Annotated in this window: 23 protein-coding genes; 4 read left to right on the top strand and 19 right to left on the bottom strand. The window is 68.1% G+C overall.

From position 1 onward, the window contains the following. Positions 1 to 8: 8 nt before the first annotated feature. From PWF70_RS08925 to rpmE, 13 genes are all read right to left on the bottom strand, one after another. Positions 9 to 932 (bottom strand): F0F1 ATP synthase subunit gamma, encoded by a 924-nt coding sequence (locus PWF70_RS08925; protein ID WP_005194832.1) that lies wholly within the window; start codon positions 930 to 932, stop codon positions 9 to 11. A 45-nt stretch (positions 933 to 977) separates the two neighbouring features. Beyond that, positions 978 to 2,606 (bottom strand): F0F1 ATP synthase subunit alpha, encoded by a 1,629-nt coding sequence (gene atpA / locus PWF70_RS08920; protein WP_006360526.1) that lies wholly within the window; start codon positions 2,604 to 2,606, stop codon positions 978 to 980. A 79-nt stretch (positions 2,607 to 2,685) separates the two neighbouring features. Next, positions 2,686 to 4,110, bottom strand: coding sequence for a F0F1 ATP synthase subunit B/delta (locus PWF70_RS08915; RefSeq protein ID WP_006360525.1), 1,425 nt, complete (start codon positions 4,108 to 4,110; stop codon positions 2,686 to 2,688). Next, on the bottom strand, positions 4,110 to 4,598 hold the full coding sequence (locus PWF70_RS08910) for a F0F1 ATP synthase subunit B (RefSeq protein ID WP_006360524.1): 489 nt from the start codon (positions 4,596 to 4,598) through the stop codon (positions 4,110 to 4,112). Before PWF70_RS08910 ends, PWF70_RS08915 begins: the two co-directional genes overlap by 1 nt. Before the next feature lie 47 nt (positions 4,599 to 4,645). After that, the gene (locus PWF70_RS08905; protein WP_006360523.1) at positions 4,646 to 4,897 is read right to left on the bottom strand and encodes a F0F1 ATP synthase subunit C; all 252 of its coding nucleotides are present in this window, start codon (positions 4,895 to 4,897) and stop codon (positions 4,646 to 4,648) included. A 134-nt stretch (positions 4,898 to 5,031) separates the two neighbouring features. Further along, a complete protein-coding gene (atpB, locus tag PWF70_RS08900) occupies positions 5,032 to 5,781 on the bottom strand; it encodes a F0F1 ATP synthase subunit A (RefSeq protein ID WP_006360522.1) in 750 nt (249 codons plus the stop codon). Continuing rightward, on the bottom strand, positions 5,778 to 6,191 hold the full coding sequence (locus PWF70_RS08895) for a hypothetical protein (protein ID WP_006360521.1): 414 nt from the start codon (positions 6,189 to 6,191) through the stop codon (positions 5,778 to 5,780). The genes atpB and PWF70_RS08895 overlap by 4 nt, the downstream gene beginning before the upstream one ends. A gap of 283 nt (positions 6,192 to 6,474) precedes the next feature. Continuing rightward, positions 6,475 to 7,674, bottom strand: a complete 1,200-nt coding sequence (locus tag PWF70_RS08890) for a glycosyltransferase family 4 protein (protein ID WP_286352925.1) — start codon at positions 7,672 to 7,674, stop codon at positions 6,475 to 6,477. Between the two features lie 57 nt (positions 7,675 to 7,731). Next, a complete protein-coding gene (glyA, locus tag PWF70_RS08885; RefSeq protein ID WP_081474369.1) occupies positions 7,732 to 8,955 on the bottom strand; it encodes a serine hydroxymethyltransferase in 1,224 nt (407 codons plus the stop codon). Position 8,956: 1 nt separating this feature from the next. Continuing rightward, complete coding sequence (locus tag PWF70_RS08880; protein WP_006360518.1) at positions 8,957 to 9,610, bottom strand: L-threonylcarbamoyladenylate synthase; 654 nt, start codon at positions 9,608 to 9,610, stop codon at positions 8,957 to 8,959. 70 nt (positions 9,611 to 9,680) lie between these two features. Beyond that, positions 9,681 to 10,559, bottom strand: coding sequence for a peptide chain release factor N(5)-glutamine methyltransferase (gene prmC / locus PWF70_RS08875; RefSeq protein WP_006360517.1), 879 nt, complete (start codon positions 10,557 to 10,559; stop codon positions 9,681 to 9,683). 4 nt (positions 10,560 to 10,563) lie between these two features. Continuing rightward, positions 10,564 to 11,640: a peptide chain release factor 1 gene (gene prfA, locus PWF70_RS08870; protein ID WP_006360516.1), complete on the bottom strand. Its 1,077-nt coding sequence runs from the start codon at positions 11,638 to 11,640 to the stop codon at positions 10,564 to 10,566. Between the two features lie 132 nt (positions 11,641 to 11,772). Next, positions 11,773 to 11,985, bottom strand: a complete 213-nt coding sequence (gene rpmE / locus PWF70_RS08865) for a 50S ribosomal protein L31 (RefSeq protein ID WP_006360515.1) — start codon at positions 11,983 to 11,985, stop codon at positions 11,773 to 11,775. A 255-nt stretch (positions 11,986 to 12,240) separates the two neighbouring features. On the opposite strand from rpmE, the gene PWF70_RS08860 reads away from it, so the two are divergent. Continuing rightward, the gene (locus tag PWF70_RS08860; protein ID WP_035750774.1) at positions 12,241 to 13,464 is read left to right on the top strand and encodes a sulfite reductase subunit alpha; all 1,224 of its coding nucleotides are present in this window, start codon (positions 12,241 to 12,243) and stop codon (positions 13,462 to 13,464) included. Positions 13,465 to 13,489: 25 nt separating this feature from the next. Then, positions 13,490 to 14,437 carry a ChuX/HutX family heme-like substrate-binding protein gene (locus PWF70_RS08855; RefSeq protein WP_279956803.1) on the top strand — a complete coding sequence of 316 codons (948 nt, stop codon included), beginning with the start codon at positions 13,490 to 13,492 and terminating at the stop codon, positions 14,435 to 14,437. 159 nt (positions 14,438 to 14,596) lie between these two features. On the opposite strand, the gene rho is transcribed toward PWF70_RS08855, so the two are convergent. The 6 genes from rho to argS form a co-directional block, all read right to left on the bottom strand. Next, positions 14,597 to 16,642 (bottom strand): transcription termination factor Rho, encoded by a 2,046-nt coding sequence (gene rho, locus PWF70_RS08850; protein ID WP_035750770.1) that lies wholly within the window; start codon positions 16,640 to 16,642, stop codon positions 14,597 to 14,599. Between the two features lie 455 nt (positions 16,643 to 17,097). Then, positions 17,098 to 18,102: a homoserine kinase gene (gene thrB / locus PWF70_RS08845; RefSeq protein WP_006360511.1), complete on the bottom strand. Its 1,005-nt coding sequence runs from the start codon at positions 18,100 to 18,102 to the stop codon at positions 17,098 to 17,100. After that, positions 18,083 to 19,168: a threonine synthase gene (thrC, locus tag PWF70_RS08840; protein ID WP_006360510.1), complete on the bottom strand. Its 1,086-nt coding sequence runs from the start codon at positions 19,166 to 19,168 to the stop codon at positions 18,083 to 18,085. Before thrC ends, thrB begins: the two co-directional genes overlap by 20 nt. Then, positions 19,161 to 20,504, bottom strand: coding sequence for a homoserine dehydrogenase (locus tag PWF70_RS08835; protein ID WP_006360509.1), 1,344 nt, complete (start codon positions 20,502 to 20,504; stop codon positions 19,161 to 19,163). Before PWF70_RS08835 ends, thrC begins: the two co-directional genes overlap by 8 nt. Beyond that, positions 20,501 to 21,922 (bottom strand): diaminopimelate decarboxylase, encoded by a 1,422-nt coding sequence (gene lysA, locus PWF70_RS08830; RefSeq protein ID WP_035750768.1) that lies wholly within the window; start codon positions 21,920 to 21,922, stop codon positions 20,501 to 20,503. The genes PWF70_RS08835 and lysA overlap by 4 nt, the downstream gene beginning before the upstream one ends. Then, positions 21,919 to 23,571, bottom strand: coding sequence for an arginine--tRNA ligase (gene argS, locus PWF70_RS08825; protein WP_035750766.1), 1,653 nt, complete (start codon positions 23,569 to 23,571; stop codon positions 21,919 to 21,921). The genes lysA and argS overlap by 4 nt, the downstream gene beginning before the upstream one ends. A gap of 155 nt (positions 23,572 to 23,726) precedes the next feature. On the opposite strand from argS, the gene PWF70_RS08820 reads away from it, so the two are divergent. Both PWF70_RS08820 and PWF70_RS08815 read left to right on the top strand, forming a co-directional pair. Further along, complete coding sequence (locus tag PWF70_RS08820) at positions 23,727 to 24,551, top strand: thioredoxin-like domain-containing protein (protein WP_035750765.1); 825 nt, start codon at positions 23,727 to 23,729, stop codon at positions 24,549 to 24,551. A 17-nt stretch (positions 24,552 to 24,568) separates the two neighbouring features. Beyond that, positions 24,569 to 25,354, top strand: coding sequence for a DUF305 domain-containing protein (locus PWF70_RS08815; protein ID WP_006360505.1), 786 nt, complete (start codon positions 24,569 to 24,571; stop codon positions 25,352 to 25,354). Positions 25,355 to 25,377: the final 23 nt, after the last annotated feature.

Genomic DNA, 25,377 nt, shown 5'->3' with positions numbered 1-25,377 from the left:
CGCGGTGGCTAGGTGGCCAGTGCGCTCGAACCACCGACGATCTCGCTGATTTCCTGGGTGATCTGGGCCTGGCGGAGCTGGTTGGCCTCACGCGACAGCGTCTTGGCCAGTTCCTCGGCGTTGTCGGTCGCCGCCTTCATGGCGGTACGGCGAGCAGCCGACTCCGACGCGGCCGAATCCAGCAGTGCCGCGTACACCCGCGTTGCCACGTACTTCGGCAGCAGCGCGTCGAGCAGCGCATCCGCACCCGGCTCGAACGTGTAGTTCCGGGACGGGGTGTCGTCGGACGGATCGTCGTCCTCGGACACGACCAGCGGCGCCACCCGGCGAACCTCCGGCACCTGCGACAGCATCGACTGGAACCGGGTGTAGACCAGGTGCAGTTCGTCGACGCCCTCGAGGACGCCGTCGCCACCCGGACGCTCGACCTCGGTGCCCGAGCCGGCCACGAACAGATCCACCAGGAACTGCGTCGCGGTGCTGGCGTCGGAGTACTTCGGGGCCTCCGAGAAGCCGGTCCACGAATCCGAGACGGTCAGGCCGCGGAAGTTGAAGAACCCCACACCCTTTCGACCCATCACGAAGAGCACGGCTTCCTTGCCCTCCTCGCGCAGCAGCGCGATGAGCTCACGGGTCGCCTTGAGCACGTTGGCGTTGTAACCACCGCACATACCGCGATCGCTGGTGACCACCAGGATCGCCGCACGCTTGGGATTCTCACGCTCGTTCAGCAGCGGGTTGTCCAGGTAGCCCGAGTTGCTCGCGAGCTCGGAGAGCACCGTCGTCATCTCTTCCGAGTACGGCTTCGCCGCCGCGACGCGACCCTGGGCCTTCGTGATACGCGAGGTCGCGATCAGCTCCTGAGCCTTGGTGATCTTCTTGGTCGACTGGACCGACCGGATGCGTGAGCGCAGCTCACGAATGCTGGCCATGAGCCCTCACCCCTTCCTTATCGCAATGTCCGTTGACGTCTGAGATCACTTGCGGATCTTGATCTCTTCGTTCTCGACGTTCTCGGCATCCATTGCCTGCGCCTCGGCCTCGTTGACCACGCGACGGCCGTCGTGGGTGAGGTAGCCGTTCTTGAACTTGTTGGTCTCGGCGACGAGGGCCTCGGCCTGGTCGTCGGCGAGCGCCTTGCCGCCGGCGATCGAGTCGTAGACACCCTTCGCGTTGTGGTGCAGGTGGCTCAGCAGCTGGGTCTCGAAGTTGCGCACGTCGTCGACCGGCACCGAGTCGTAGTGACCCTCACCGCAGAGGTAGATCGAGACGATCTGGTCCTCGACCGAGAAGGGGCTGTACTGGTCCTGCTTGAGCATCTCGACCCAGCGGGCACCGCGCTCGAGCTGCGCCTTCGACGCATCGTCGAGGTCGGAGGCGAAGGCCGAGAAGGCCTCCAGCTCGCGGAACTGGGCCAGCTCCAGACGCAGCGAACCCGAGACCTTCTTGAGGCCCTTGGTCTGTGCGGCACCACCGACGCGCGACACCGAGGTACCGACGTTGATGGCGGGGCGGACACCCTTGTTGAACAGGTCCGACTCCAGGAAGACCTGGCCGTCGGTGATCGAGATGACGTTGGTCGGGATGAACGCAGAGACGTCGTTCGCCTTGGTCTCGATGATCGGCAGACCGGTCATCGAGCCGCCGCCGAGCTCGTCGGAGAGCTTCGCACAACGCTCCAGGAGGCGCGAGTGCAAGTAGAAGACGTCACCCGGGTATGCCTCGCGGCCCGGCGGGCGGCGCAGCAGCAGCGAGATGGCGCGGTAAGCCTCGGCCTGCTTGGTCAGGTCGTCGAACACGATGAGGACGTGCTTGCCCTGGTACATCCAGTGCTGGCCGATGGCCGAACCGGTGTACGGGGCGAGCCACTTGAAGCCGGCCGAGTCCGAGGCCGGGGCCGCCACGATGGTGGTGTACTCCATCGCGCCGGCCTCTTCGAGAGCGGACTTGACGCCGGCGATGGTCGAACCCTTCTGGCCGATCGCGACGTAGATGCAGCGGACCTGCTTGGTGGGGTCGCCGGTCTCCCAGTTGGCCTTCTGGTTCAGGATGGCGTCGATGCAGACGGCGGTCTTGCCGGTCTTGCGGTCGCCGATGACGAGCTGACGCTGTCCGCGGCCGATGGCGGTCATGGCGTCGATGGCCTTGATGCCGGTGGCGAGGGACTCCTCGACGGGCTGGCGCTCGAGCACCGAGGCGGCCTGCAGCTCCAGGACGCGCTGCTCTTCCGCCTCGATGTCGCCCTGTCCGTCGATCGGGGCGCCGAGGGGATCGACCACGCGGCCGAGGAAGGCGTCGCCGACGGGCACGGAGAGCACGTTGCCGGTACGGCTGACCTGCTGGCCTTCTTCCAGGGACTCGTAGTCACCCAGGATGACGGCGCCGATCTCGTCCTCGTCGAGGTTCAGCGCGACGCCGAGGACGCCGCCGGGGAACTCGAGGAGCTCGTTGGCCATTGCGCTGGGCAGTCCGCTGACGTGAGCGATACCGTCCGACGTATCGGTGATCATACCGACCTCGTCACGCGACGCTTCGGCTTCGAACGACGAGACGTACTGCTCGATCGCTCCCTTAATCTCGTCTGGTGAGATCGTCAACTCCGCCATGGGTTCTCGTCTTTCCTTGATTAGCTCTGAGGCTTTAGGGCTCGGGCTTGGGTGTTCGGGTGGTCAGGGTCGAGCTGCGTCAGCGCGGCAGCGTCTCGGCTGCCTTCGCGAGGCGCGTGGCGACATCGGCGTCGATGACCTCGTCGCCGACGCTGATCCGCAGGCCGCCCAGCAGTTCGGGCTGGACCTCGGTCTGCACCGAGATGGTGCGGCCGTAGATCCCGCCGAGGACGGTCGCGAGGCGCTCGACCTGTGCGTCGGCCAGTTCGGAGGCCGACACGACGTGGGCGACCGATTCGCCGCGTCGGGCGGCGGCCAGCTCGGCGAGCTGATCGACGGCGACATCGGCGGCCTGACCGTTCAGCAGGCGGACGGTCGAGGACAGCAGCGTCCAGGTGTGGCCGCTGACCTTCTCCCCCACCAGCTTCTGCAGGAGGTCGACGCGCTTGTCGGCGTCCTTGCCGTGATCGGAGAGCAGCGACGCGAGCTGCGGGTTGGCCTCCAGGATCCGGCTGACCCGGAACAGCTCGTCCTCGACCTGCTCGATGACCCCGTCACGCTCGGCGGCGGTGAGCACGATCAGCGAGTTCTGGCGACGCAGGGCGGTGATGAAGTCGCCCGACGACGACCAGCGCTGAGTCGAGGCGGTTGCGAGAACCTCCACGACCACCGCGGCCACCTTGCCGTCGAACAGGGTGTGCACCAGCGAGTTCTTGCCGGCGGCGTTCTCGTCGTCCTCGACCAGTCGCTTGCGCAGCACCGGGTTCTCGCCGAGGAGGTTGATGGCCGCGGTCAGATCACCCGACGCCGCGGCGAGCGCCGCACCGTCGAGATCGCTCGCAGCCGAGTCGAACTTGTCCGACACCGCGAGAGCGGCGTCGCGGCTGGCGGCACGCATGGCGTGCAGACCGACGAGCTTGGCGCTCGACGGAACCGCCGACGACGATCCGGAGGACATCTCCTCGAGCTCGTCGATGACCCGGTCGACACTCGCGGCCTGGGCCGAGTCGTCGGCGAGGTGGTTGCGCACGAGTTCGCCGGCCTTGTCGACCGCGGCGAGACCGAGGTCGGTACGAAGCTGACGAACCAGGTTCGCCCGCACCAGCGCGACCTGGTTGCGGCCGTGCTCGGAGATGCGCTTGACCTCGTGATCGGCCTGGGCGCGGATGTCGGAGGTGATCGCCTCGGCATCGGCCGCGGCGTCCTTCTTCAGCTGCTCGGCCTCGGCCTTGGCCTCGGTCACGGCCTTCTCACGAGCCTTCTTGCCTTCGGCGACCCGCTTCTTGGCGGCTTCGGCCTCGGCGAGTTGGGTGCGCACCGTCTCCTGCCGATCACGCATCATCTTCTGCACCGGCGGGCGGACGTACTTCCACAGCAGGAAGATGATGACCGCGAAGCCGAAGAGCTGAGCGATGAAGATCGCAGGGTCGAAAGCAGCACCGATGTCGTGGAGCCAGGTACCGATGGGGCCCTGGTCGGATTCGGTCTCAGTGTTGGCAGCCATCAGTTCACCGCTCCGCTCGTCGATCGGGTGTCGGAAAGAGTGGCCGAGTCGACACCGAGCACACGCGCCGCGAGGGTCTTGGCGAGTGTGTCCACATCAGCTGCAGCCGTCGATGCCGCCTGCTCACCCTGAGCCGCCAGCTCGGAGCTGGTCGACTGCAGGGCAGCGTCGGCCTCGGCGGTCGCTCGCTGCTTCATCTCGTTCAGCTGTTCACGGCCCTCGGCGCGAGCTTCGTCGCGCTTGGCGGTGGCCTCACCGCGCGCTTCCTTGAGGAGCGAACGGAACTGCACGTCCGCATCCTCGAATTCGGCGGCGGCAGTCCGATTGTCCTCCGCGGTGCGGTGGATCATCTCGTCCCGCTCCTCGAGGACCTGCTGAATCGGCGGAACCACGAACTTGCGGATGACCAGCAGCAAAATCACGAAGATGAGCAGGACAACGAAGAACGTTCCATTCGGAAGCAGGAAGTTCTCTGCAGCAAGCGTCATTGTGGTGAGGTGTCGTTTCTACTCGGCGACAAAAGGGAGAGCGGTGATCAGCCGGCGCTGATCGGGGTGGCGAACACGAAGAGCGCCATGAAGGCCAGGTTGATGAAGTAAGCGGCCTCAACCAGACCAACGGTGATGAAGAACGGGGTGAACAGACGACCCTGAGCCTCCGGCTGGCGAGCGATACCGGCGATGAGCTGGCTACCGGCCAGGCCGTTACCGATACCGGCACCAACGGCGCCACCGGCCATGATCAGGCCGCCACCGATGAGTGCGCCGAGGCCAATGTAAGGATCCATTGTGATATTTCCCTTTCGGTTGCTGACAACTGGTGTGTCAGGTCTGTGGCTGCGACGACAGGCGCCGACGCAGGTCGGTCATGTGCGGTTGTGGTCGCGGCGTTCTCACCCCGCGAGGTGCCCTGCTCGGGCGGTCAGTGATCCTCGGTCTCCATCGACTGCGAGAAGTAGAGGATCGTCAGCAGCGCGAAGATGAACGCCTGGATCAGGCCGACGAACAGCTCGAAGGACTTCCAGATCGCGTTGGGCGCCCACATGATGTACGGCGGGAACAGTGCGATCAGGGCGACCATCATGCTGCCGGCGAACACGTTGCCGAAGAGTCGCAGCGAGAGCGAGATCGGCTTGGTGAACTCCTCGATCACGTTGATCGGTGCGAGGAAGGTGACGTGACCCTTCAGGATGCGCTTGGGGTGGCCCAGCAGACCACGCTGCTTGAAGCCGGCCGCCTGGTACCAGATGAAGACGAAGACCGCGAGCGCGTAGGCGAAGTTCACGTCCGCGGCGGGCGGCTTGAGGATCTCGTGGTGACCGACCTGCACCGGCAGGATCGACAGCCAGTTCGAGATCAGGATGAAGGTGAACAGGGAGACGGCCAGCGGCAGGACGTACGGGGCGACCTTCATGCCGATGGCGCTCTCGACCTGGCTGCGCATCTGGACGGTGACGGTCTCCCAGAAGAGCTGCACACCCGACGGCACACCCGTCGAGGTGACCTTGGACTTCAGGTAGAACGCCAGCGCGAGCATGATCGCCGCCGCGAGCGCCGTGGCGATGATGGTCTCCAGGTTGAAGGTCAACCCGAAGAGCTCGAACTTGGTGTAATGACCCACCTGGATGGATGATTCTCCATCCTCTGCGGCTAGGTAGAGGGCGGTCGTCATGGTTGGCTACGAAGTCCTTTCATCACCGGAATGACCGTGTTCAGCACCAAGACCACCTGGCCGATGGCGAGTCCGAACATCGCGCCCAACCCGTCGGGTTGGACCAGAAACGCCGCCAGCAGAGCGAGCACCGTGATGGCACCGAGTCGCATGGCGGAGTTGAGAGCAAGTGCGGTTTTGCGGGGGTTCAACTCGGCGGTGACCGTGTCGACGGCACGCTTGACGAGCAGTGCGTTGACCAGGATTCCCGCGACTCCGAGCAGGAAGAACACTGCGAAGAGGGGATGACCGACGAGGATCGAGACCACCGCGACCACGAGCGTCACGCCTCCGGCGATAAGGGCCGGACGACGCAGACCGGTGGGCGCCTGCGGATAGACGGGGGCTGAATCAGGGGCAGAAGTCTCCATGTCCCTCTCCTCAGCTCGTTGAATCCATACCGACGGCACGGGGCACCCGCGTGCGTGCAGCAGCCAGTGGCCGCCAGGCAACAGCTCGCGTTTGGTGTGACCCTACCAACACCACCCCGAAGGTCTTACCGGGGGGTATGAGTCGCGGCTCGCGGGAACCGCCGGCGATCACCGTCGGAGCCCGGGCCACAACTACTACGGCCGATAGTACACGAGCTTTACCGTGCCCTTACCAAGGGTGCGCTCGGTCGGAACCGGACATTACCGGAAGCCCACCTGGACCTCACCGGAACGCTTTCGTAGAAGTCCTGAGCTCGGCAAACCGGCGCTCCAACCGGGGCGCCATCGTGACCAGCAGGGCGACCACCAGTCCCCCGCCGAACATGGGCGCGACCACCGACAGCGGGAACAGGGTGCTCGCCGCGGCGGAGAAGGCCAGGACCCCGACCCAGAGGTAGATGATCAGAGCGACGCGGCGCTGGGAATGCCCGAGTTCGAGCAGACGGTGGTGCAGGTGCATCTTGTCCGGGGTGTAGAAGCCGACTCCGGCACGGGTCCGGCGGATCACCGCGAGCAGCATGTCGAGCATCGGGATGAAGACCACGGCCGCCACGAGGATCAGCGGTGACAGCAGGGTGAAGATGTCGGCCGGGCCGTAAGCGTTGACCGCGATACGACCCGACGCACTCGTCGAGGCGGCTGCCAGCATGAGCCCGATCAGCATCGCCCCGGAGTCGCCCATGAAGATCCGGGCCGGCGAGAAGTTGTGCGGCAGGAAGCCGAGACAGGCCCCGGCGAGTGCGACGGCGATGAGCGCCGGCGGGTAGTAGCTGACGTCGCCGCCCTGATCGCGGAGCAGGCCGAGCGAGAACATGCAGATCGCGGCCGCGGCGATGAGTCCTAGACCGGCGGCGAGACCGTCGAGGCCGTCGACGAAGTTGATCGCGTTGATGGTCGCCACCGTGACGGCCACGGTGAGGAGGCCCGCCTGAAGCGGATCCAGCACGATGGTCCCGATGTCGGCGAACGGCACCGGCACCTGGATCCAGGAGATGCCGAGGAGAACGAGCGCCCCGGCGGCGGTCAGCTGCCCGACGAACTTCGTCAGCGCGTCGAGGCCCCACCGGTCGTCGACGACACCGACCAGGACGATCACCGTGCCCGCGGTGATCACCGCGGTCATGTCGGTGGTGTAGGCGAATCCCCGGTTGAGTGCGGGCAGGTTGGCGGCGAGCGCGATGCCGGCCACCACCCCGCCGAACATGCCGAGACCGCCGAGTCGCGGGGTCGGGATCACGTGGACGTCGCGCACGCGCGGTACGGCGACCGCGCCGGCCTTGATCGCGAACACGCGCACCGCCGAGGTCAGCAGATACGTCATCGCGGCAGCGGTCAGACCGACGAGCAGCAACTCGCGCAGCGGGACACCGGCCCCTCCCCCGTCGGTCGCGGCCGCGAGCACCACCGGGGCGGCGTCGATCATCGGCTCACCACTCCCACCGTGGAGATCGCTGGGGACGTATCGGACACCCGGACAACGCTACCCGCATGCGAGGCTGCTGATCTCACGGTGGATCCGATCGTGCGTCGCGAGATCGTCGGTCGACATCGCGGCCAGCATCGCATCGGCGACCGCCGGGATCATGTCCGCGGTCAGGCCCCGGGAGGTGGCCGCCGGGGTGCCGATCCGGATGCCCGAGCCCTCGGCGACGGGACGCTCGTCGAAGGGCAGGACGGCTTTGTCGACCACGATCCCCGATCGGTTGAGACGATCCTGCGCCTCGGACCCGGAGATGCCGAGCGCGGCGACGTCGACCACCGCGAGATGGATGTCCGTGCCCCCGGAGACCACGCGCAGCCCGCGGGCGGTCAACGCGTCGGCGAGGTCGGTCGCGATGCGCGCGGTCGCCCGCACGTAGTCGGCGAACTCCTCGGTACCGGCGTCGTGGAAGGTGACGGCCTTCGCGGCGATCGCGTGCATGGACGGACCGCCCTGGATGAACGGGTGGACCGCCTTGCGCAACGCGTCCGCATGTTCGGTGCGCGCCAGGATGACGCCACCGCGGGGCCCGCGGAAGACCTTGTTGGTGGAGAAGGTGACGACGTCGGCGTGCGGCACCGGCGACGGGAGGAGCCCGGCGGCGACGTGTCCGGCGAGATGCGCGGCGTCGACCAGGAGGATGCACTCGGCCTCGTCGGCTATCTCGCGGAGCAGCGGGTAGTCGAAGGAGCGCGAATACGACGTGGCGCCCGCGACCAGCATCCGCGGCCGGTGCACCAGGGCGAGTTCCCGTACCTGGTCGTAGTCGACGAGCTCATCGTCGCGGCGCACCTCGTAGTGCAGCGGCGAGAACCAGCGCCCGGAGAAGTTGGCGCGCGAACCGTGGGTCTGGTGCCCGCCGTGTTCGAGCCGCAGCGCGAGCACGGGGTCGCCCGGTTGGGCGAACGCGGCATGGACGGCGAGATTCGCCGCACTCCCCGACAGCGGCTGGACGTCGACGTGACCCGCGCCGAAGAGGTCCCGCGCCCGGCCGATCGCGAGCTCCTCGAGCTCGTCGACGACCTCGCACCCGCCGTGATAGCGGGACCCGGGGCGCCCCTCGGCGTACTTCGAGTCGAAGGTCGAGGCCATCGCGGCCCGCACCCCGGAAGTCGGTTCGGTCTCGCTCGCGAGCAGCTGGAGCCACGTCCGCCGGCGGGTCGACTCCCGCTCGATCAGCGCGTCGATCTGCGGGTCACCCGTCGAACCGATGCCCGGCGGCATCTCACCCACGCAGTGAGTCGGGGTCGACGTCGAGGACCTCGGCGACGGCCTCGATCGTGATGGCACCCTCACGCAGGACCCGCGGCTGCGCGCCCGACACGTCGACGATCGTCGACGCCTGGGCGACCGGCGCGGGCCCGCCGTCGAGGTACACCGAGATCTCGTCGCCGAGTTGTTCACGGGCCTCGTCGACCGTGGTGGCGGGCGGACGCCCCGAGACGTTCGCGCTCGACACCGCCATCGGCCCGACCTCGCGCAAGAGCTCGATGGCGACCGGGTGCAGCGGCATGCGCAGCATGACCGTGCCGTCGGTGTCACCGAGATCCCAGGCGAGCGAAGGTGCCTGGCGGACAACGAGACTCAGTCCGCCGGGCCAGAACGCCTCGATGAGGTCACGGGCGGCCTGCGGGACGGACAGCACGAGTCCGTCGATGGAATGCCAGGAGCCGACGAGAACCGGCACCGGCATGTCCCGGCCCCGATGCTTGGCCGCGAGCAGCGAGCCGACGGCGTCGGAATCGAAGGCGTCGCAACCGACTCCGTAGAGCGTGTCGGTGGGGATCACCACCAGGCGTCCCGCCTTCGCCGCCCCGACGGCCGCGCGAATGCCCGCCGAACGGCTCTGCGGATCGTTGCAGTCGAAAACAATGCTCACCGGTCCATCCTTTCATGCCACCGGCCGGGCACCCCGGCAGACGCGCCTCAGCCGACCCGGCGGGCGCGCCTCAGCCGACCCGGCGGGCCGTCACGAAGCGCGGCCGGCCGGCCAGATCCGTACGGGCGGTCACCTCGTCGAATGCGCCGTGCGCGCGTAGGCAGTCGACGACGGCGCCCGAGGTCGTGTCGTCGTGTTCGATCCCGACGAGACCACCCACGGAGAGCATGGTCGCGATGATCGGCACCATCGGGACGATCACACTCATGCCGTCGTCGCCGCCGTAGACGGCGCGCGCCGGATCGTGGTCCACTTCCGGACCGACCTCGGACCGCATCGGGACGTAGGGCGGGTTGGTCACGACGACCGAGACGCTGCCCGGCGGGATCGCCTTGCCGATCTGCTCGGCGTCGGTGACATCCGCGGCCACCACGTCCAGCCGTTCCCGAACCACTGCAGGTGCGTCGGACACGTTGCGCCGCAACCACTTCAAGGCATCGTCGTCCACCTCGACGGCGGTCACGCGCGCGGATCGGACCAGCGTTGCCAGGCCGATGGCCAGCGCACCGCTCCCGCTGCACAGATCGACGATGCGCACCGGGTCCGTCATGGTCGCCGCGGCGGACGCCGCCCACTCGAGCAGATACTCCGTCTCCGGCCGCGGGATGAACACACCCGGCCCCACGGCCAGTTCGAGCGGGCCGAAGGGTGCGCTACCGACGATGTGCTGCAACGGGATTCGCCGTGTCCGCTGCTCGACGGCCGTCCGGAACTCGCGGAGCCGTGCGTCGTCGATCGTGTCGACGACGATCAGGCGCCCGGGATCACACGAGAGGACGTGCGCCATCAGCCATTCGGCGTCCCGACGCGCCGAGTCGATCCCGGCGGCGGCCAGTCGTGCGGCGGCACTGCGGATTTCGTCGGCCACCCGGGCCGGCGCGTCCGACATCGGGCTATTCGGCTTCCATGCGGGCCTGGCGCTCGGCGGCGACGAGTGCGTCGAGGAGGTTGTCCATGTCCCCGGCGAGGACGGCATCGAGGTTGTTGGCCTTGTAGCCGATGCGGTGATCGGTGATGCGGTTCTCGGGGAAGTTGTAGGTACGGATGCGCTCGGAACGGTCGACGGTGCGGATCTGCGCAGCACGACCCTCCGCGGCCGCGGCCTCCGCCTCTTCCTCCGCCGCCGACTGGAGGCGGGCGGCGAGGACCTGCATGGCCCGGGCCTTGTTCTGGAGCTGCGACCGCTCGTTCTGGCAGGTCACGACGATGCCGGTGGGCAGGTGGGTGATGCGCACCGCGGAGTCGGTGGTGTTGACGCCCTGGCCGCCCTTGCCCGACGACCGGTAGACGTCGATGCGGAGGTCGGATTCGTCGATCGCGACCTCGGCGACCTCTTCGGGCTCCGGGTAGATGAGCACTCCGGCCGCCGAGGTGTGGATGCGCCCCTGGGACTCGGTCACCGGCACGCGCTGCACGCGGTGGACGCCGCCCTCGAACTTGAGTCGCGACCACACGCCGTCGCGGACGGTCTCCTTGGACTTGATCGAGAAGGTCGCCTCTTTGTAGCCGCCGAGGTCGGATTCGGTGACACCGAGGGTCTGCACCTTCCAGCCGTGCCGCTCGCAGTACTTGAGGTACATGCGTGCGAGGTCGGCGGCGAACAGCGCGGACTCCTCGCCGCCGGCGCCGGACTTGATCTCGAGGACCACGTCGTCGCTGTCGTGGGGGTCACGCGGGGCGAGCAGGTCGGTGAGCGTTGCGTCGAGTTCCTCGACGGTCGTCTCGAGGGCGGGGATCTCGGCGGCGAAGGACGGGTCGTCGGCCGCGAGCTCACGTGCCGCCTCGAGGTCCTCGCGGGCCGCCTTGAGCTTGTTGTAGGTCGACATCACCGGGGCGAGTTCGGCGAACCGCTTGCCCACCCGCCGGGCGGCGGTGGGGTCGTCGTGGAGCGAGGGGTCGGCGAGCTGCCGCTCGAGACCGGAGTGCTCGGCCAGGATGTCATCGATGGCCGACGGACTCTGCGTACTCACTGCGAACCTCACTCGTAAAGACGGAACTCACCGCCGAAGACGCCTTCGGCAAGCATGCTGGGAAAGAAGAACCTGGTCAAACACAAACGACGCCCGTCCCGACTCGGCGTCGGGCGGGCGTCGCAGCGTGGTCTACTTGGCGCGCTTGCCGTAGCGCTTCTCGAACCGGGCGACACGGCCGCCGGTGTCGAGGATCTTCTGCTTGCCCGTGTAGAACGGGTGGCACTGCGAGCAGACTTCGACGTTGATACGACCGTTGGCCGCGGTGCTGCGGGTCTCGAACGTGTTGCCGCAGCCGCAGACGACGGTGGTCGCCGCGTACTCGGGGTGGATTCCCTGCTTCATATCTGGGTGTCCCTTTCTGGGGTCGCCGGGTCACCGTCGCCTCTCGACGGTGTGAACCGGAACCGGACTCGACCGCTCAGTATGCCATGTGTGCCGTTCGCGACGGAAATCGCGGACGCAGCGGTCGCACGTCGGTCAACAGCGGGGCCACCCGTTTGATTCCCGGCCAATGTCACACCCCGGAAGGGTCGTAAGGGTGCCCTAAACATAGTACGGTGGCCGACGGCCAACCGTCCGCGACACGAAGGACTCTCGATGTACGACGCCGCTTCGGCCGGTACCAGCACCCCACTGCGCACCACCCCGGATGAGTCGTCCATGCCGCAGACCGCACCCGCGCGGCGCAAGCCGGCGCGGTCACCGTGGAACCGCCGTAACCCCTACCCCGCGACGATCCTCGCCAACACCGTCCTGTCGGGCCCGGGATCGGCCAAGGAGGTCCGGCACGTCGAGATCTCGCTCGGCGACAGCGGCATCACCTACGAGCCGGGCGACGGCATCGCCATCACGCCGGTCAACGATCCCGCCCTGGTGGATCTCCTGCTCGACCGCCTGGGCGCGGCCGGCGACGAGATCATCGCCGATCGGAAAGCCACCTACAGCCTCCGCGAGGCCCTGACCACGCGCTACGAGATCGGCTGCCCGTCGAAGTACCTGGCGAAGGCGGTGGCCGAGCGTACCGGTCAGGCCGAGCTCACCCGCCTGGTCGAGGCCGGTGACGCACAGGCACTCGACGCATGGCTCCGCGGCCGTGACGTGCTGGACCTGCTGAACATCGATCCGACCCTGGACTTCGCACCCGAGGAACTCCTCGAGGAACTGAGTCCGCTCGCCCACCGCGAGTACTCGATCTCCTCGAGCCCCACGGTTCACTCCGGAACCGTGCACATCACGATGGCAACCGTTCGCTACGTCGCCGACGACCGCGAACGCGGCGGTGTCTGCTCGACGCACCTCGCCGACCGTTGCGCACCCGGCGACACCGTGAACGTCTTCATCACCCCCAACAAGACGTTCCGCCTTCCCGACGCGGATGCCCCGGCCGTCATGATCGGTCCGGGAACCGGCATCGCCCCGTTCCGCGCTTTCCTCCACCATCGTGCGGCCACCGGTTCGAACGGCTCGAACTGGCTGTTCTTCGGCGACCAGCATCGCGACACCGACTACCTCTACGCCGACGAGATCGATCGGTTCGTCACCGACGGTCTGCTGGACCGACTGGATCTCGCGTTCTCGCGGGACCAGGAGCACAAGGTCTACGTGCAGGACCGGATGCGCGAGAACGGCGCGGACCTGTTCGCCTGGCTCGAGAAGGGCGCCCACGTCTACGTGTGCGGCGATGCCGCCACGATGGCCGGCGACGTCGACGCCGCCCTGCACGAGATCGTCGCCCAGCACGGCGGACTCGACTCCGACGCCGCCCGCGACTACGTCGACGCACTCCGGGCCGCGGGCCGTTACGCTCGCGACGTCTACTGAGCCGACCCCCCGAGACCAGCGCGCAGTGCCCGACTCCACCGACGACCCGATCCGGCCGAGCGACCTCGAAACACTCCTCGCCACACCGGGTTTCGGCGACTCCGCGATCAGTCCGGACATCGACACGATCGCCGCACGACTCCCCTCGCTCGCCGAGGTCGTCGGTGTCACGGTCGCCGGGCCGGTGATCATGAACGCGGTCGGCGTGCACGGGAGCCCCACTCCGCTGGGCGGCCCCCTCGCCATCGGCGCCGAGCAGATCTCGTTGCGGCTCAACCCCTCCCGGTTGTCGTCGGCGCTTCAGACCGATCCCGCCGCCCTTGTCCCGCCCACGCTGCGCCTGTTCGACTCGAGCGGCAACACCGCGCATGCGACCTACCTGACCGAGAACTCCGACCGCCTCGCCTTCGAGTCGCTGAGCCTGTCCACCTCGGTGGCGGCCGTCCACGGCTCGGACCCCGCTCCCGTGCCGCCCCTTCCGGGACCGGAGTACATCCAGGCCGCTCTCCACGACCGCCACGACGGCGACCAGGTCGGGCTATTCGACTCGATCCTGCTCGACGGCGGCACCTCGCGGCTCCGGCTGCTGGCCCAGGGACATGGGTCGCGCGGCATCCGCGTCGATCCGAGTCGGGTCATCACCTCTCTCGAGCACGCCGCGCTGCTCGGGATGACGGTCACCGTGGCCGCTGCGGCGCCGGGATGTATGCAGATGCGCCAGGACCGGCTCGACGGCGCCCGCGAGCACCGCGGGCAGATGGTGCTCGCGTCCGGCACCTCCCGGGTGATGGTCAACTTCAACCACGTCGAACAGTGCTGGGTCACCAGGTCACCGGGCGTGTGGGGCCCCACCGCGGCCATCGAGTTCTACGACCGGCGCTCACGCTGCTGCCTCGTCGTCACCCACACCGGCCCCGTTCCGCGCGCCACCGCCGAGGCGTGGGATCACCTGACCTGCGATCTGGCTTCCTGACCCCCCGTGCTGTCCGAGGCGCGAGGAGCACAGCGACGAGCCACGAAGACCCGGACCCTTCGACACGCTAGCAAGCTCGCGGTCAGGGAGCGGACGCGAAACGCCGACGGCCCCGTCCCGCATGATGCGAGACGGGGCCGTCGATCAATTCGTCGACTGTCAGTCGTCGTTGCCACCGGCTCCCGGAGCGGTCTTCTGTACCGACATCAGGAACTCGATGTTCGTCTTGGTCTTCTTCAGCTGGCTGATCAGCAGGTCGATCGCCTGCTGCGAGTCGAGACCGGACAGGAGACGACGCAGCTTGTGGACGATCGCGAACTCATCGGGCGAGAGCAGGAGCTCGTCCTTACGCGTGCCCGACGGGTTGACGTCGACCGCGGGGAACACGCGGCGCTCGGAGATCTTGCGATCGAGCTTGAGCTCGGCGTTGCCGGTGCCCTTGAACTCCTCGAAGATGACCGTGTCACCGGTCGAACCGGTCTCGACCATCGCGGTGGCGATGATGGTCAGCGATCCGCCGTTCTCGATGTTGCGGGCCGCACCGAGGAACCGCTTCGGCGGGTACAGGGCGGTCGAATCGACACCGCCGGAGAGGATTCGGCCCGACGCCGGCGACGCGTTGTTGTACGCGCGACCCAGACGGGTGATCGAATCCAGAAGTACCACAACGTCTTTGCCACTCTCGACGAGACGCTTGGCGCGCTCGATGGCGAGCTCGGCGACCGAGGTGTGGTCTGACGGCGGACGGTCGAAGGTGGAGGCGATGACCTCGCCCTTGACCGAGCGCTGCATGTCGGTGACCTCTTCGGGACGCTCGTCGACGAGCACCACCATGAGGTGACATTCCGGGTTGTTGACCGTGATCGCGTTGGCGATGTCCTGCAGGATCGTCGTCTTGCCGGCCTTCGGCGGCGAGACGATCAGTGCGCGCTGCCCCTTGCCGATGGGCATGATCAGGTCGATCACGCGGGTGGACAGGCGGTCCGGCGTGGTCTCCAGGCGCAGTCGCTGATTCGGGTACAGCGGGGTGAGTTTGTTGAACTCGGGGCGCTTCTTCGCCGCCTCCACCTCACCGCCGTTGACGGTGTCGAGACGCACGAGCGGGTTGAACTTCTGACGCTGGTTCTGCTGGTCACCCTCGCGCGGCACCTTGACCGCGCCGGTGATCGCGTCGCCGCGTCGAAGTCCGTTCTTGCGCACCATGTTCATCGACACATAGACGTCGTTGGAACCGGCGAGGTAGCCCGAGGTGCGGACGAAGGCGTAGTTGTCGAGCACGTCGAGGATGCCGGCGACGGGCTGCAACACGTCGTCTTCGGAGACCTGCGGCTCGTTCTGGCTACCGCCGTCGCGGTCGCGCCCACGACGACGCTCGCGGAAACGGCGTCCCCGGCGACGACCGCCGCCTTCGCCGTCGTCGTCACGGTCGTCACGGTTGTCCCGATTCTGGCCGCCACCGCGGTTCTGGCCCCCGTCGCGATTCTGGTTGTCGCGATTCTGGCCGCCATCGCGGTTCTGGTTGTCCCGGTTCTGGCCACCCTCGCGGTTCTGGCCACCCTCGCGGTTCTGGCCACCCTCACGGTTCTGGTTGTCCCGGTTCTGGTTCCGGTTGCGGCGATTGCGCTGCTCACCGGCGTCGGAGTCGCCGGCCTTCGCCGAATCCCCCTTGGCGTCGCCCTTCGGCTCGTCGCCCTTCTGCTCGTCTGCGCGCTGCTCGCCGGCCTCCGCGTCGGCGCTCTTCCTGCCCGTGCGGGGTGCCCGACCGGAATCGCCGTCTTCGGCGGACTCGACGATCGACAGCTGCCCGTCCTCGGACGACGCCTTGGCGCTCCGGCGCCGGGTCTCGGAGCTCTTAGCCTCGGTCTTGGCCTCGGAGCCTGCGCTCTCGGCGGCCTTGGCCTCGGTGTTCTTGGCCTCGGTGCTCTTGGCCTCGGTGTTCTTGGCCTCGGCCTTGGCGTCTGCACTCTTGGCGGCTCCGCCGCCTTGGCGCTCCTTGATGGCGGCGATCAGATCGCCCTTGCGCATCCCGGAGGTGCCCTTGATACCGAGTTCACCGGCAACGGTCCGCAGCTCGCTGAGCACCATGCCGGACAGGCCGGTACGTGCTGCCCGAGCCCGCGTCTTGGCCGGTTGCCCCGAGTCAGGGCCGGCCGTACCCGCTGATTCCTGCTCGGCAGGTGCGGTGATCAGGTCCGTATCTGTCACGGAAGTCCTTTCGTTCCTCCCGCAGACGGAAGCTGCGTGAGGTCTGCGTTTCCCTGCTGTGTACGCGAGGGAGTCCGTCCGCGTTGGACGGTAGGGGGTGAACGGTCAGAGAGATGTTCGGTCCCGCTGCGAGCGTGCTCGGGAGCCACCCGTGCTTCGGCACCGTCGACAGAGACCCACGACCCCGGCCGGATACGATCGGTGGTCCCGATCGGTGATGGATGAGAAGCACGGCGGGACAAGCCCGCGCGGCTAGACCAGAATATGTTAACCCCGTTCGCATGATAGGGGCAACACGCCGAAAGTGCCAAATGAAGACATCGATCGGAGGTTGTGATCCTCGGCTGAACACCGCTGAACACCGCTGAACACCTCGTTCCCAACGTGCGTTGCACGTCGGGTATTCCCCGGGCGCCCCGTGACGAAACGCTTCGCCCCCGCCGTGGAGCGGCGACTCAGCCTGCGCTGATGTCCACGCCGCCGGCGATGGCCACCGAGTGGGTGGTGAAACCGAGTCCCTGAGCGAGCACCCGGATGTCGGCCGGGATCGGCGCGGTACCGAGCACGAGCACCGTCGGCCCGGCGCCGGAGACCGTCGCGGCATGTCCGCGCGCACGCAGTTCGGCGACGAGTTCGCTGGTCGGCACCATCGCCGACGCACGATAGGGCTGGTGCAACCGGTCCGCCGAGGCGGCCATCAGGTTGCGCGGGTCGGAGGTCAGCGCCACGACGGCGAGCGCGGCCCGGCTCAGATTGAACACCGCATCGGCGCGCGGCACCGCATCCGGCAGCAGCCCACGGGTGAACGACGTCGACGACTCGGTGTCGGGCACGAACACGGTCGCGCAGACATCGGGGTGTACCGACAGCCGGTGGGCGTGATACGAGTTCACGTCGTCGGCGGTCTCCGTCCAGGTGACGACGACCGAACCGAGGACGCTCGCGGCGGCGTTGTCGGGGTGTCCCTCGAACTCGCTGGACAGCTGGACCAGTTCGTCGGTCGACAGACCCGCGCCGAAGCCCGCGGCGGAGATCAGACCGGAGGCGGCGGCGAGGCCGGACACCGCGGCCGCGGCCGAGGACCCGAGGCCCCGCGAATGCGGGATCTGGTTGACGCAGCGCAACTTCAGGCCCGGAGCGGACACGCCGGCGTGGGTGAGTCCGCGATTGAGGGCGCGCACGACGAGGTGGGACTCGTCGCGCGGGACGTCGGCCGAACCCTCCCCCTCGACGTCCAGCACGATCCCGTCGTCGACGGTCTCGACGATCACCTCGTCGTAGATGCCCAAAGCGATGCCCAGACAGTCGAATCCCGGTCCGAGGTTGGCACTCGACGCCGGCACCCGCACGCGCGCCGAGACACCCACGGGTAGCTGTCGCGTCGCCACCCCGGGCTCGGTCATCTCGCCGTTGTGCGTCATCTCCTCGACCCCGGCGGACTCAGCCGACACCGAGCGCATTCGCCACCGCCACCGGATCGACCGGGATCGCCTCGACCTCGGGGATGCCCGCCAGCGCGGTGTCGGGGTCTTTCAGACCGTTGCCGGTCACGGTGCATACGACCGTCGAGCCGGCCTCGATCCAGCCGTCGGCACGTGCTGCGAGGAGTCCGGCCACGCTCGCGGCGGACGCCGGCTCCACGAAGACGCCTTCCTTGCCCGCGATCAGGCGGTAGGCCTCGAGCAGCTTCTCATCGGTGGCCGCGCGGAACTGTCCGTTCGACTCCTCCTTGGCGGCGACGGCCTGGTTCCAGCTCGCGGGCGAGCCGATGCGGATCGCGGTCGCGATGGTCTCCGGCTCCTTGACGGGGGCGCCGTTCACCAGCGGGGCCGCACCGGCGGCCTGCACACCGAGCATCCGCGGCACCGAGGACGACACACCGTCGGCGTGGTACTCGGTGTAGCCCTTCCAGTAGGCCGTGATGTTGCCGGCGTTGCCGACGGGCAGCGCGTGCACGTCGGGGGCGCGACCGAGGACGTCGACGATCTCGAAGGCGGCCGTCTTCTGCCCCTCGATGCGGGCCGGGTTGACCGAGTTCACGAGCTCGATCTCACTGAACTCCGCAGTCGCCTTGCGGGCGAGCTCGAGGCAGTCGTCGAAGTTGCCCTGCACCTGGATGATCTTGGCGCCGTGCATGACCGCCTGGGCGAGCTTGCCCATCGCGATCTTGCCCTGCGGGATGAGCACCGCGCACGTGATCCCGGCGCGGGTGGCGTAGGCGGCCGCCGAGGCGGAGGTGTTGCCCGTCGAGGCGCACAGCACGGCGGTCTTGCCGTTGTTGACCGCGTTGCTCACGGCCATGGTCATGCCGCGGTCCTTGAAGGAGCCGGTCGGGTTGAGGCCCTCGACCTTGAGATACACCTCACAACCGGTCAGCGACGACAGATGCGGGGCGCTGATCAGTGGGGTGCCGCCCTCGAGCAGGGTGACGACCTTCCAGTCGTCGGCGACGGGCAGCCGCGAACGGTATGCCTCGATCAGGCCGGGCCACGCGCGGTGCACGGGCGCGGGAGTCGTCTCAGTCATCGGTACCTTCCAATCGCAACACACTCGACACCTTGATGACGGCGTCCATGTCTTCTAGCGCCGCAACGCAATCCGACTGCGCGCGGTCCGGGGCCCGATGGGTCACCACGATCAGGCGGGCGTCGTCGCCTGCGCCTTCCTGGCGCACCGCGGCGATGCTCACCGAACGCTTGGTGAACTCGCCGGCGACCTGTGCGAGCACGCCCGGGCGGTCGGCGACGCGCATCGAGATGTAGTAACGGGTGAACACGTCGTCGATCGGAGCGATCGGCAGCGACGCATAGGTCGACTCCAGCGGACCGCGTCCGCCGTGCACACGGTTGCGCGCGGCCATCACCATGTCGCCGAGCACGGCCGACGCGGTGGGCGAGCCACCGGCGCCCTGGCCGTAGAACATGAGCCGACCGGCGTTCTCCGCCTCGACGACCACCGCGTTGAACGCCCCGTTGACGGTGGCGAGCGGGTGGGTCAGCGGGATCAGTGCCGGGTACACGCGAGCCGAGACCCGCTGGGAGCCGTCGACATCGCGAACGCGCTCGCAGATCGAGAGCAGCTTGATCGTGCAGTCGAACTTCTTCGCGGCGAGCAGGTCGGCCGCGGTGACCGAGGAGATCCCCTCGCGGTGGACGTCGGCGGCGGTGACCCGCGAATGGAAGGCTATCGACGCGAGGATCGCGGCCTTGGCCGCCGCGTCGTAACCCTCGACGTCGGCTGTCGGGTCGGCCTCGGCATATCCGAGACGGCCCGCCTCGGCGAGCGTGTCGGCGTAGTCGGCGCCGGTCTCGTCCATGGCCGACAGGATGAAGTTGGTGGTGCCGTTGACGATTCCGGCGACGCGCTCGACGGTGTCGCCGGCGAGCGACTGCATCAGCGGGCGGATGACCGGGATTGCACCGGCGACCGCGGCCTCGAAGTACAGGTCGACCTTCGCGTCGGCGGCCGCGCTCGCGAGCTCACCGGTGTACTCGGCCAGCAACGCCTTGTTGGCGGTCACGACCGACTTACCGCTCTCGAGCGCGGTACGGATCAGCGCCCGGGCCGGGTCGATGCCGCCCATGAGTTCGACGACGATGTCGACGTCGTCGCGTGCGATCAGCGACGCGGGATCGTCGGTCAGCAGTTCCTGGCCGATCTTGCGCGGCCGGTTGAGATCTCGCACCGCGACGCCCCGGATCTCCACCGGTGCGCCCACGCGCGCTCGCAGGTCGTCGGCATTGTCGGTGATGATGCGCACCACCTCGGCACCGACGTTGCCCATCCCGAGTACCGCCACCCCGATGGGTCGCACGGCATTCACCTCGCTTGTGTCGCTTGCGTTCTGGACAGATCCGGTCACGAGCCCACCTCCAGGCTGAGGAAGTCGTCGATGGTCTCGCGCCGCAGCATCAGGCGTGCTGCCCCATCGGCCACGGCCACCACCGGCGGCCGCATGGTCATGTTGTACCGGCTCGACATCGAGTAGCAGTAGGCGCCGGTGGCGGCGACCGCGATCAGGTCACCGGGACCCAGGTCCTCGGGCAGCCAGCAGTCCTTGATCACGATGTCACCGCTCTCGCAGTGCTTCCCGACGACGCGGCAGACGACCGCACGTGCGTCGGACACCCGCGAGACCAGCCGGACGTCGTATTCGGCCTGGTACAGGACGGTACGGATGTTGTCGCTCATCCCGCCGTCGACGGAGATGTAGCGGCGGGTGGCACCACCGCCGAGTTCCACGTCCTTGACGGTGCCCACGCGGTAGAGCGTGACGGTGCCGGGTCCGGCGATCGCGCGGCCGGGCTCGACGGCGATGATCGGCATCGGCAGTCCGACGGCTTCGGATTCGCGGCGGACGATGTGAGCGAGGGTCTCGGCAACCTTCTGCACCGGCAGCGGGCGCTCCTCCTCGAGGTACGAGATACCCAGTCCCCCACCGAGATCCACGATGGACATCTGCGAGGTCTTCTCGACGCCGAACTCGTCGACGACATCGTGGAGCAGGCCGAGGACGCGGTGGGCGGCGAGCTCGAAACCGTCCATGTCGAAGATCTGCGAACCGATGTGGCTGTGCAGACCGACGAGACGGAGGTTGTCGGTCGCGAAGACCCGCCGGATGGCCTGCATCGCGACCCCGCCGGCGAGGGCGAAGCCGAACTTCTGGTCCTCGTGGGCGGTCGAGATGAACTCGTGGGTGTGCGCCTCCACACCGACGGTGACGCGGACGAGGACGTCGGTGACGACGCCGCGCTCACCGGAGATCGCGTCGAGCCGGTCGATCTCGATCATCGAGTCGAGGACCACGTGCCCGATCCCGGCGTCAACCGCCGCGGCCAGCTCCTCGGGGCTCTTGTTGTTGCCGTGCAACGCGATTCGTTCCGCGGGGAAACCGGCGTGCAGCGCGATGGCGAGTTCGCCGCCGCTGCACACGTCGAGGGAGAGCCCCTCTTCGTTCACCCAGCGCGCCACCTCGCTGCACAGGAAGGCCTTCGACGCGTAGTGCACCCGGCCGTAGGGGCCGAACGCCGCCATCATGTCGCGGCACCGGGACCGGAAATCGGCCTCGTCGACGATGAACGCCGGGGTGCCGAACTCGGCGGCCAGCTCGCTCACCGGCACTCCGGCGATACGAAGCTCACCCGACTCGTCGCGGGCGGCGTTGCGCGGCCACACCTGGGGCGGGAGGGCGGCGAGGACGGCCGGATCGTTCGGACGCTGCGCGAGATGCGGCGCGGCCAGCAGTTCGGCGTGCCGCGGGCCGGCCGGGTGCGCGCTCACATCTGCTCCGGAGCGCTGACGCCGACCAGTCCGAGGCCGTTGGCCAGGACCTGGCGGGTGGCCTCACACAGCGCGAGCCGCGCGCGGTGGATGTCGGCCACCTCTTCGTCGCCCTGGGGCAGGACGCGGCACTTCGCGTAGAAGCGGTGGTAGGTGCCGGCGAGGACCTCGAGGTAGCGGCAGACGCGGTGCGGCTCGCGCAGCGTGGCCGCGGTGGCGACGACCTCGTCGAAATCGCCGATCGTGCGGATCAATTCGCCCTCGGCGGGGTCGTCGAGCAGGTCGAGGTGATCGAGCGAGGACACCACACCCAGGTCGGCGGCGTTGCGCGCCAGCGCCGACATCCGGGCGTGTGCGTACTGCACGTAGTAGACCGGGTTGTCGTTGGACTGCTTGGTCAGCAGGTCCAGGTCGATGTCGATGTTGACGTCCACCGACGAGCGGATCAGCGAATACCGCGCACCGTCGACACCCACGGCGTCGACGAGGTCGTCGAGGGTGATGACCGTGCCCGCGCGCTTCGACATGCGCACCGGCTTGCCGTCCTTGACCAGGTTCACCATCTGCCCGATGAGGACCTCGACGGTGGCCGGGTCGTCGCCGAGCGCGGCCGCGGCGGCCTTGAGGCGGCTGACGTAACCGTGGTGGTCGGCACCGAGCATGTAGATGCACAGGTTGAAGCCGCGGTTGCGCTTGTCGCGGTAGTAGGCGATGTCACCGGCGATGTAGGCGGCGTTGCCGTCGCTCTTGATGACGACACGGTCTTTGTCGTCACCGAAGTCGGTGGACTTCAGCCACCACGCCCCGTCGTTCTCGTACAGGTTGCCGTTGCCCTTGAGCTGTTCGATGCACTCGTCGACGAGGCCCGTCGCGAACATCTTGTCCTCGTGGGTGTAGACGTCGAAGTCCGTGCCGAAATCGTGCAGGCTCTGCTTGATGTGGTCGAACATGAGGTCCACACCGATGGAGCGGAAGGTCTCGAGCCGGTCCGCCACGGGCTGCGACAGCACATCGGGCACCTTCGCGACGACCTGCGCGGCGATGTCGGCGATGTAGTCGCCGGCGTATCCGTCCTCCGGGGTCGGGTTGCCCAGCGCCGCGGCCTCCAGCGACCGCGCGAAGCGGTCGATCTGGGCGCCGTGGTCGTTGAAGTAGTACTCACGCGTCACGTCGGCGCCGCGAGCGGCCAGGACACGGCCGAGCGCGTCACCGACGGCGGCCCAGCGGGTGCCGCCGAGGTGGATCGGTCCGGTCGGGTTGGCCGAGACGAACTCCAGGTTGATGATCGAGCCGGCCAGCTCCTTGCCGCGGCCGTAGCTCTCGCCCTGCTCGAGCACGGTCTTCATGACGGTGTTCTGGGCGGCCGCACCGAGCCAGATGTTGACGAAGCCGGGACCGGCGATCTCCGACTTCGCGATGCCCTCGGCGCCGGCGAACGCCTCGGCGAGCCATCCGGCCAGCTCACGGGGCGCCACACCGAGTCGCTTGCCGAGCTGCAGGGCGACGTTGGTGGAGTAATCGCCGTGGTCAGCGTGACGGGGGCGCTCGACGACGACGGAGTCGGGCACCAGGTTCTCGTCCAGTCCGCGGTCGCGGACCACGGTCAGGGTCACGGCGCGCAGCAGCGCGGCCAGGTCGGCGGGAGTCACGGGACACCATCCTATTGGCCGAGGGCCGCTCGTCGATAATCGCACCCTCCCAGAGCGGGTGCCGTCCACCAGTAGACTCGTGTGCGCCGAGCGCGCGTCGGGGGGTACGACCGCCCGCGCGCACGGCGACCCCCGTCGTACGAGGAAAGAAGTCAATGGCGCGCAAACCAGGGGCCAACGTCCCCAAGGCTCGTAAGAAGTCCGGGTCCGTACCCACTGCGACCGGCCGACAGGTCGACTGGATGCTGATCGGCGCAGTCGTCGTGGTCATCGGCCTCGTCGCCGGACTCGCGATCTATCTCCTCCCCAAACTCAACGAGAAGCGCGCCAACGAGAAGGACGACGTCGCGGTCCAGTCGGCCGAAGGGTTCGTCCCGTCGCCGCAGACCCCGGACCCGTCGCAGGGCATCGACGGTGTGACGAAGATCTACTACGAGGCGGGCAAGCATGTGAACGCGTCGCAGCGCGTCGCCTACGACCAGTCGCCGCCGTTCGGCGGTCCGCACGACGAGATCTGGGCGACCTGTACCGGCGTCGTCTATCCGAACCCGCTGCGTTCGGAGAACGCCGTCCACGCCCTCGAGCACGGCGCCGTCTGGATCACCTACAACCCCGACACGGCTTCGCCCGAAGACGTCGACTACCTCAAGCGGCTCGTGCGCGGCGAGCAGTACCTGTTCCTGTCGCCGTACCCCGGCCTGGACAAGCCGGTCTCCCTGCAGAGCTGGGGCCACCAGCTCAAGCTCGACTCGGCGACCGACCCGCGGGTCGACCAGTTCATCACCTCGCTGCGCCGCAACATGATGCCCGGCGTCTACCCGGAGAACCCGCAGACCGCGGCCTACCCGGAGACCCAGGCCACCTGTACCGCCATCCCGGGCTTCGATCCGTCGAATCCCCCGCCGGCCGACGAAGGTGAGCCCGGCCCCGACGCCGTCCCCATGGGCGGCGGCGGCAACAACCCGATGCCCGCGGGCTGATCAGGCGAGGAACGAACATGAGCGAGACACCTGAGAGCACGACGACACCCGCGGGTACCGAGACCGCCCCGTCGCGTCGGAGCCCTGCCCTTCTCGCACTCGCCGCAGTGGCGCTGCTCCTGGTCGGCGTCGGCCTCGGCCTGCTGATCCAGGCGAGCCTGGCCGACGACTCCTCCGGCGAGGACTCCCCCGCGGCGAACTCGGCCGCGGTCGGCTTCGCGCAGGACATGACGCGTCACCATGAGCAGGGCGTCGAGATGGCCGCGATCGAACTCGAGCACGGCACCGATCCCCAGGTCCGCAGCATGGCCTTCGACATCCTCACCGCGCAGAGCAACGAGATCGGCCAGATGCAGTCGTGGCTGACCCGGTGGGGCCAGCCCGTCACCAACCCCGGCGAGACGATGGGCTGGATGGGCCATGGATCGTCGACGGAGGCGACCGGTGACGATCACGGGGACCACGGCGACATGGATCACGGCGACATGGGCCACGGAGATCACGGGGCCACTCCGGCCGCCGACGTCGAGCAGCCGGCCATGCCGGGCATGGCGACGTCGGCCGAGATGGAGCGGTTCCGCGCGATGCGCGGGCCGGAGGTCGACACGACCTTCCTGCAGCTGATGCTTCGCCACCACGAGGGCGGGCTCCACATGATGGAGTACGCCGCGAATCCCGACAACGTCTCGCAGCCCTACGTCCGCGACCTCGCATCGGCGATGGAACGCACGCAGGACAAGGAGATCGGGATCATCGAGGCGATGCTGGCCGAACGCAATGCCCAGCCGCTGCCGATGAACTGACGCGGAAGCGCAAACCCACCAGA

This window comes from Gordonia sp. Swx-4, from assembly GCF_030316175.1.
Classification (GTDB): domain Bacteria; phylum Actinomycetota; class Actinomycetes; order Mycobacteriales; family Mycobacteriaceae; genus Gordonia; species Gordonia alkanivorans.
Note: the sequence above shows the minus strand (reverse complement) of the source record. Positions and strands in the feature narration are given on the sequence as shown.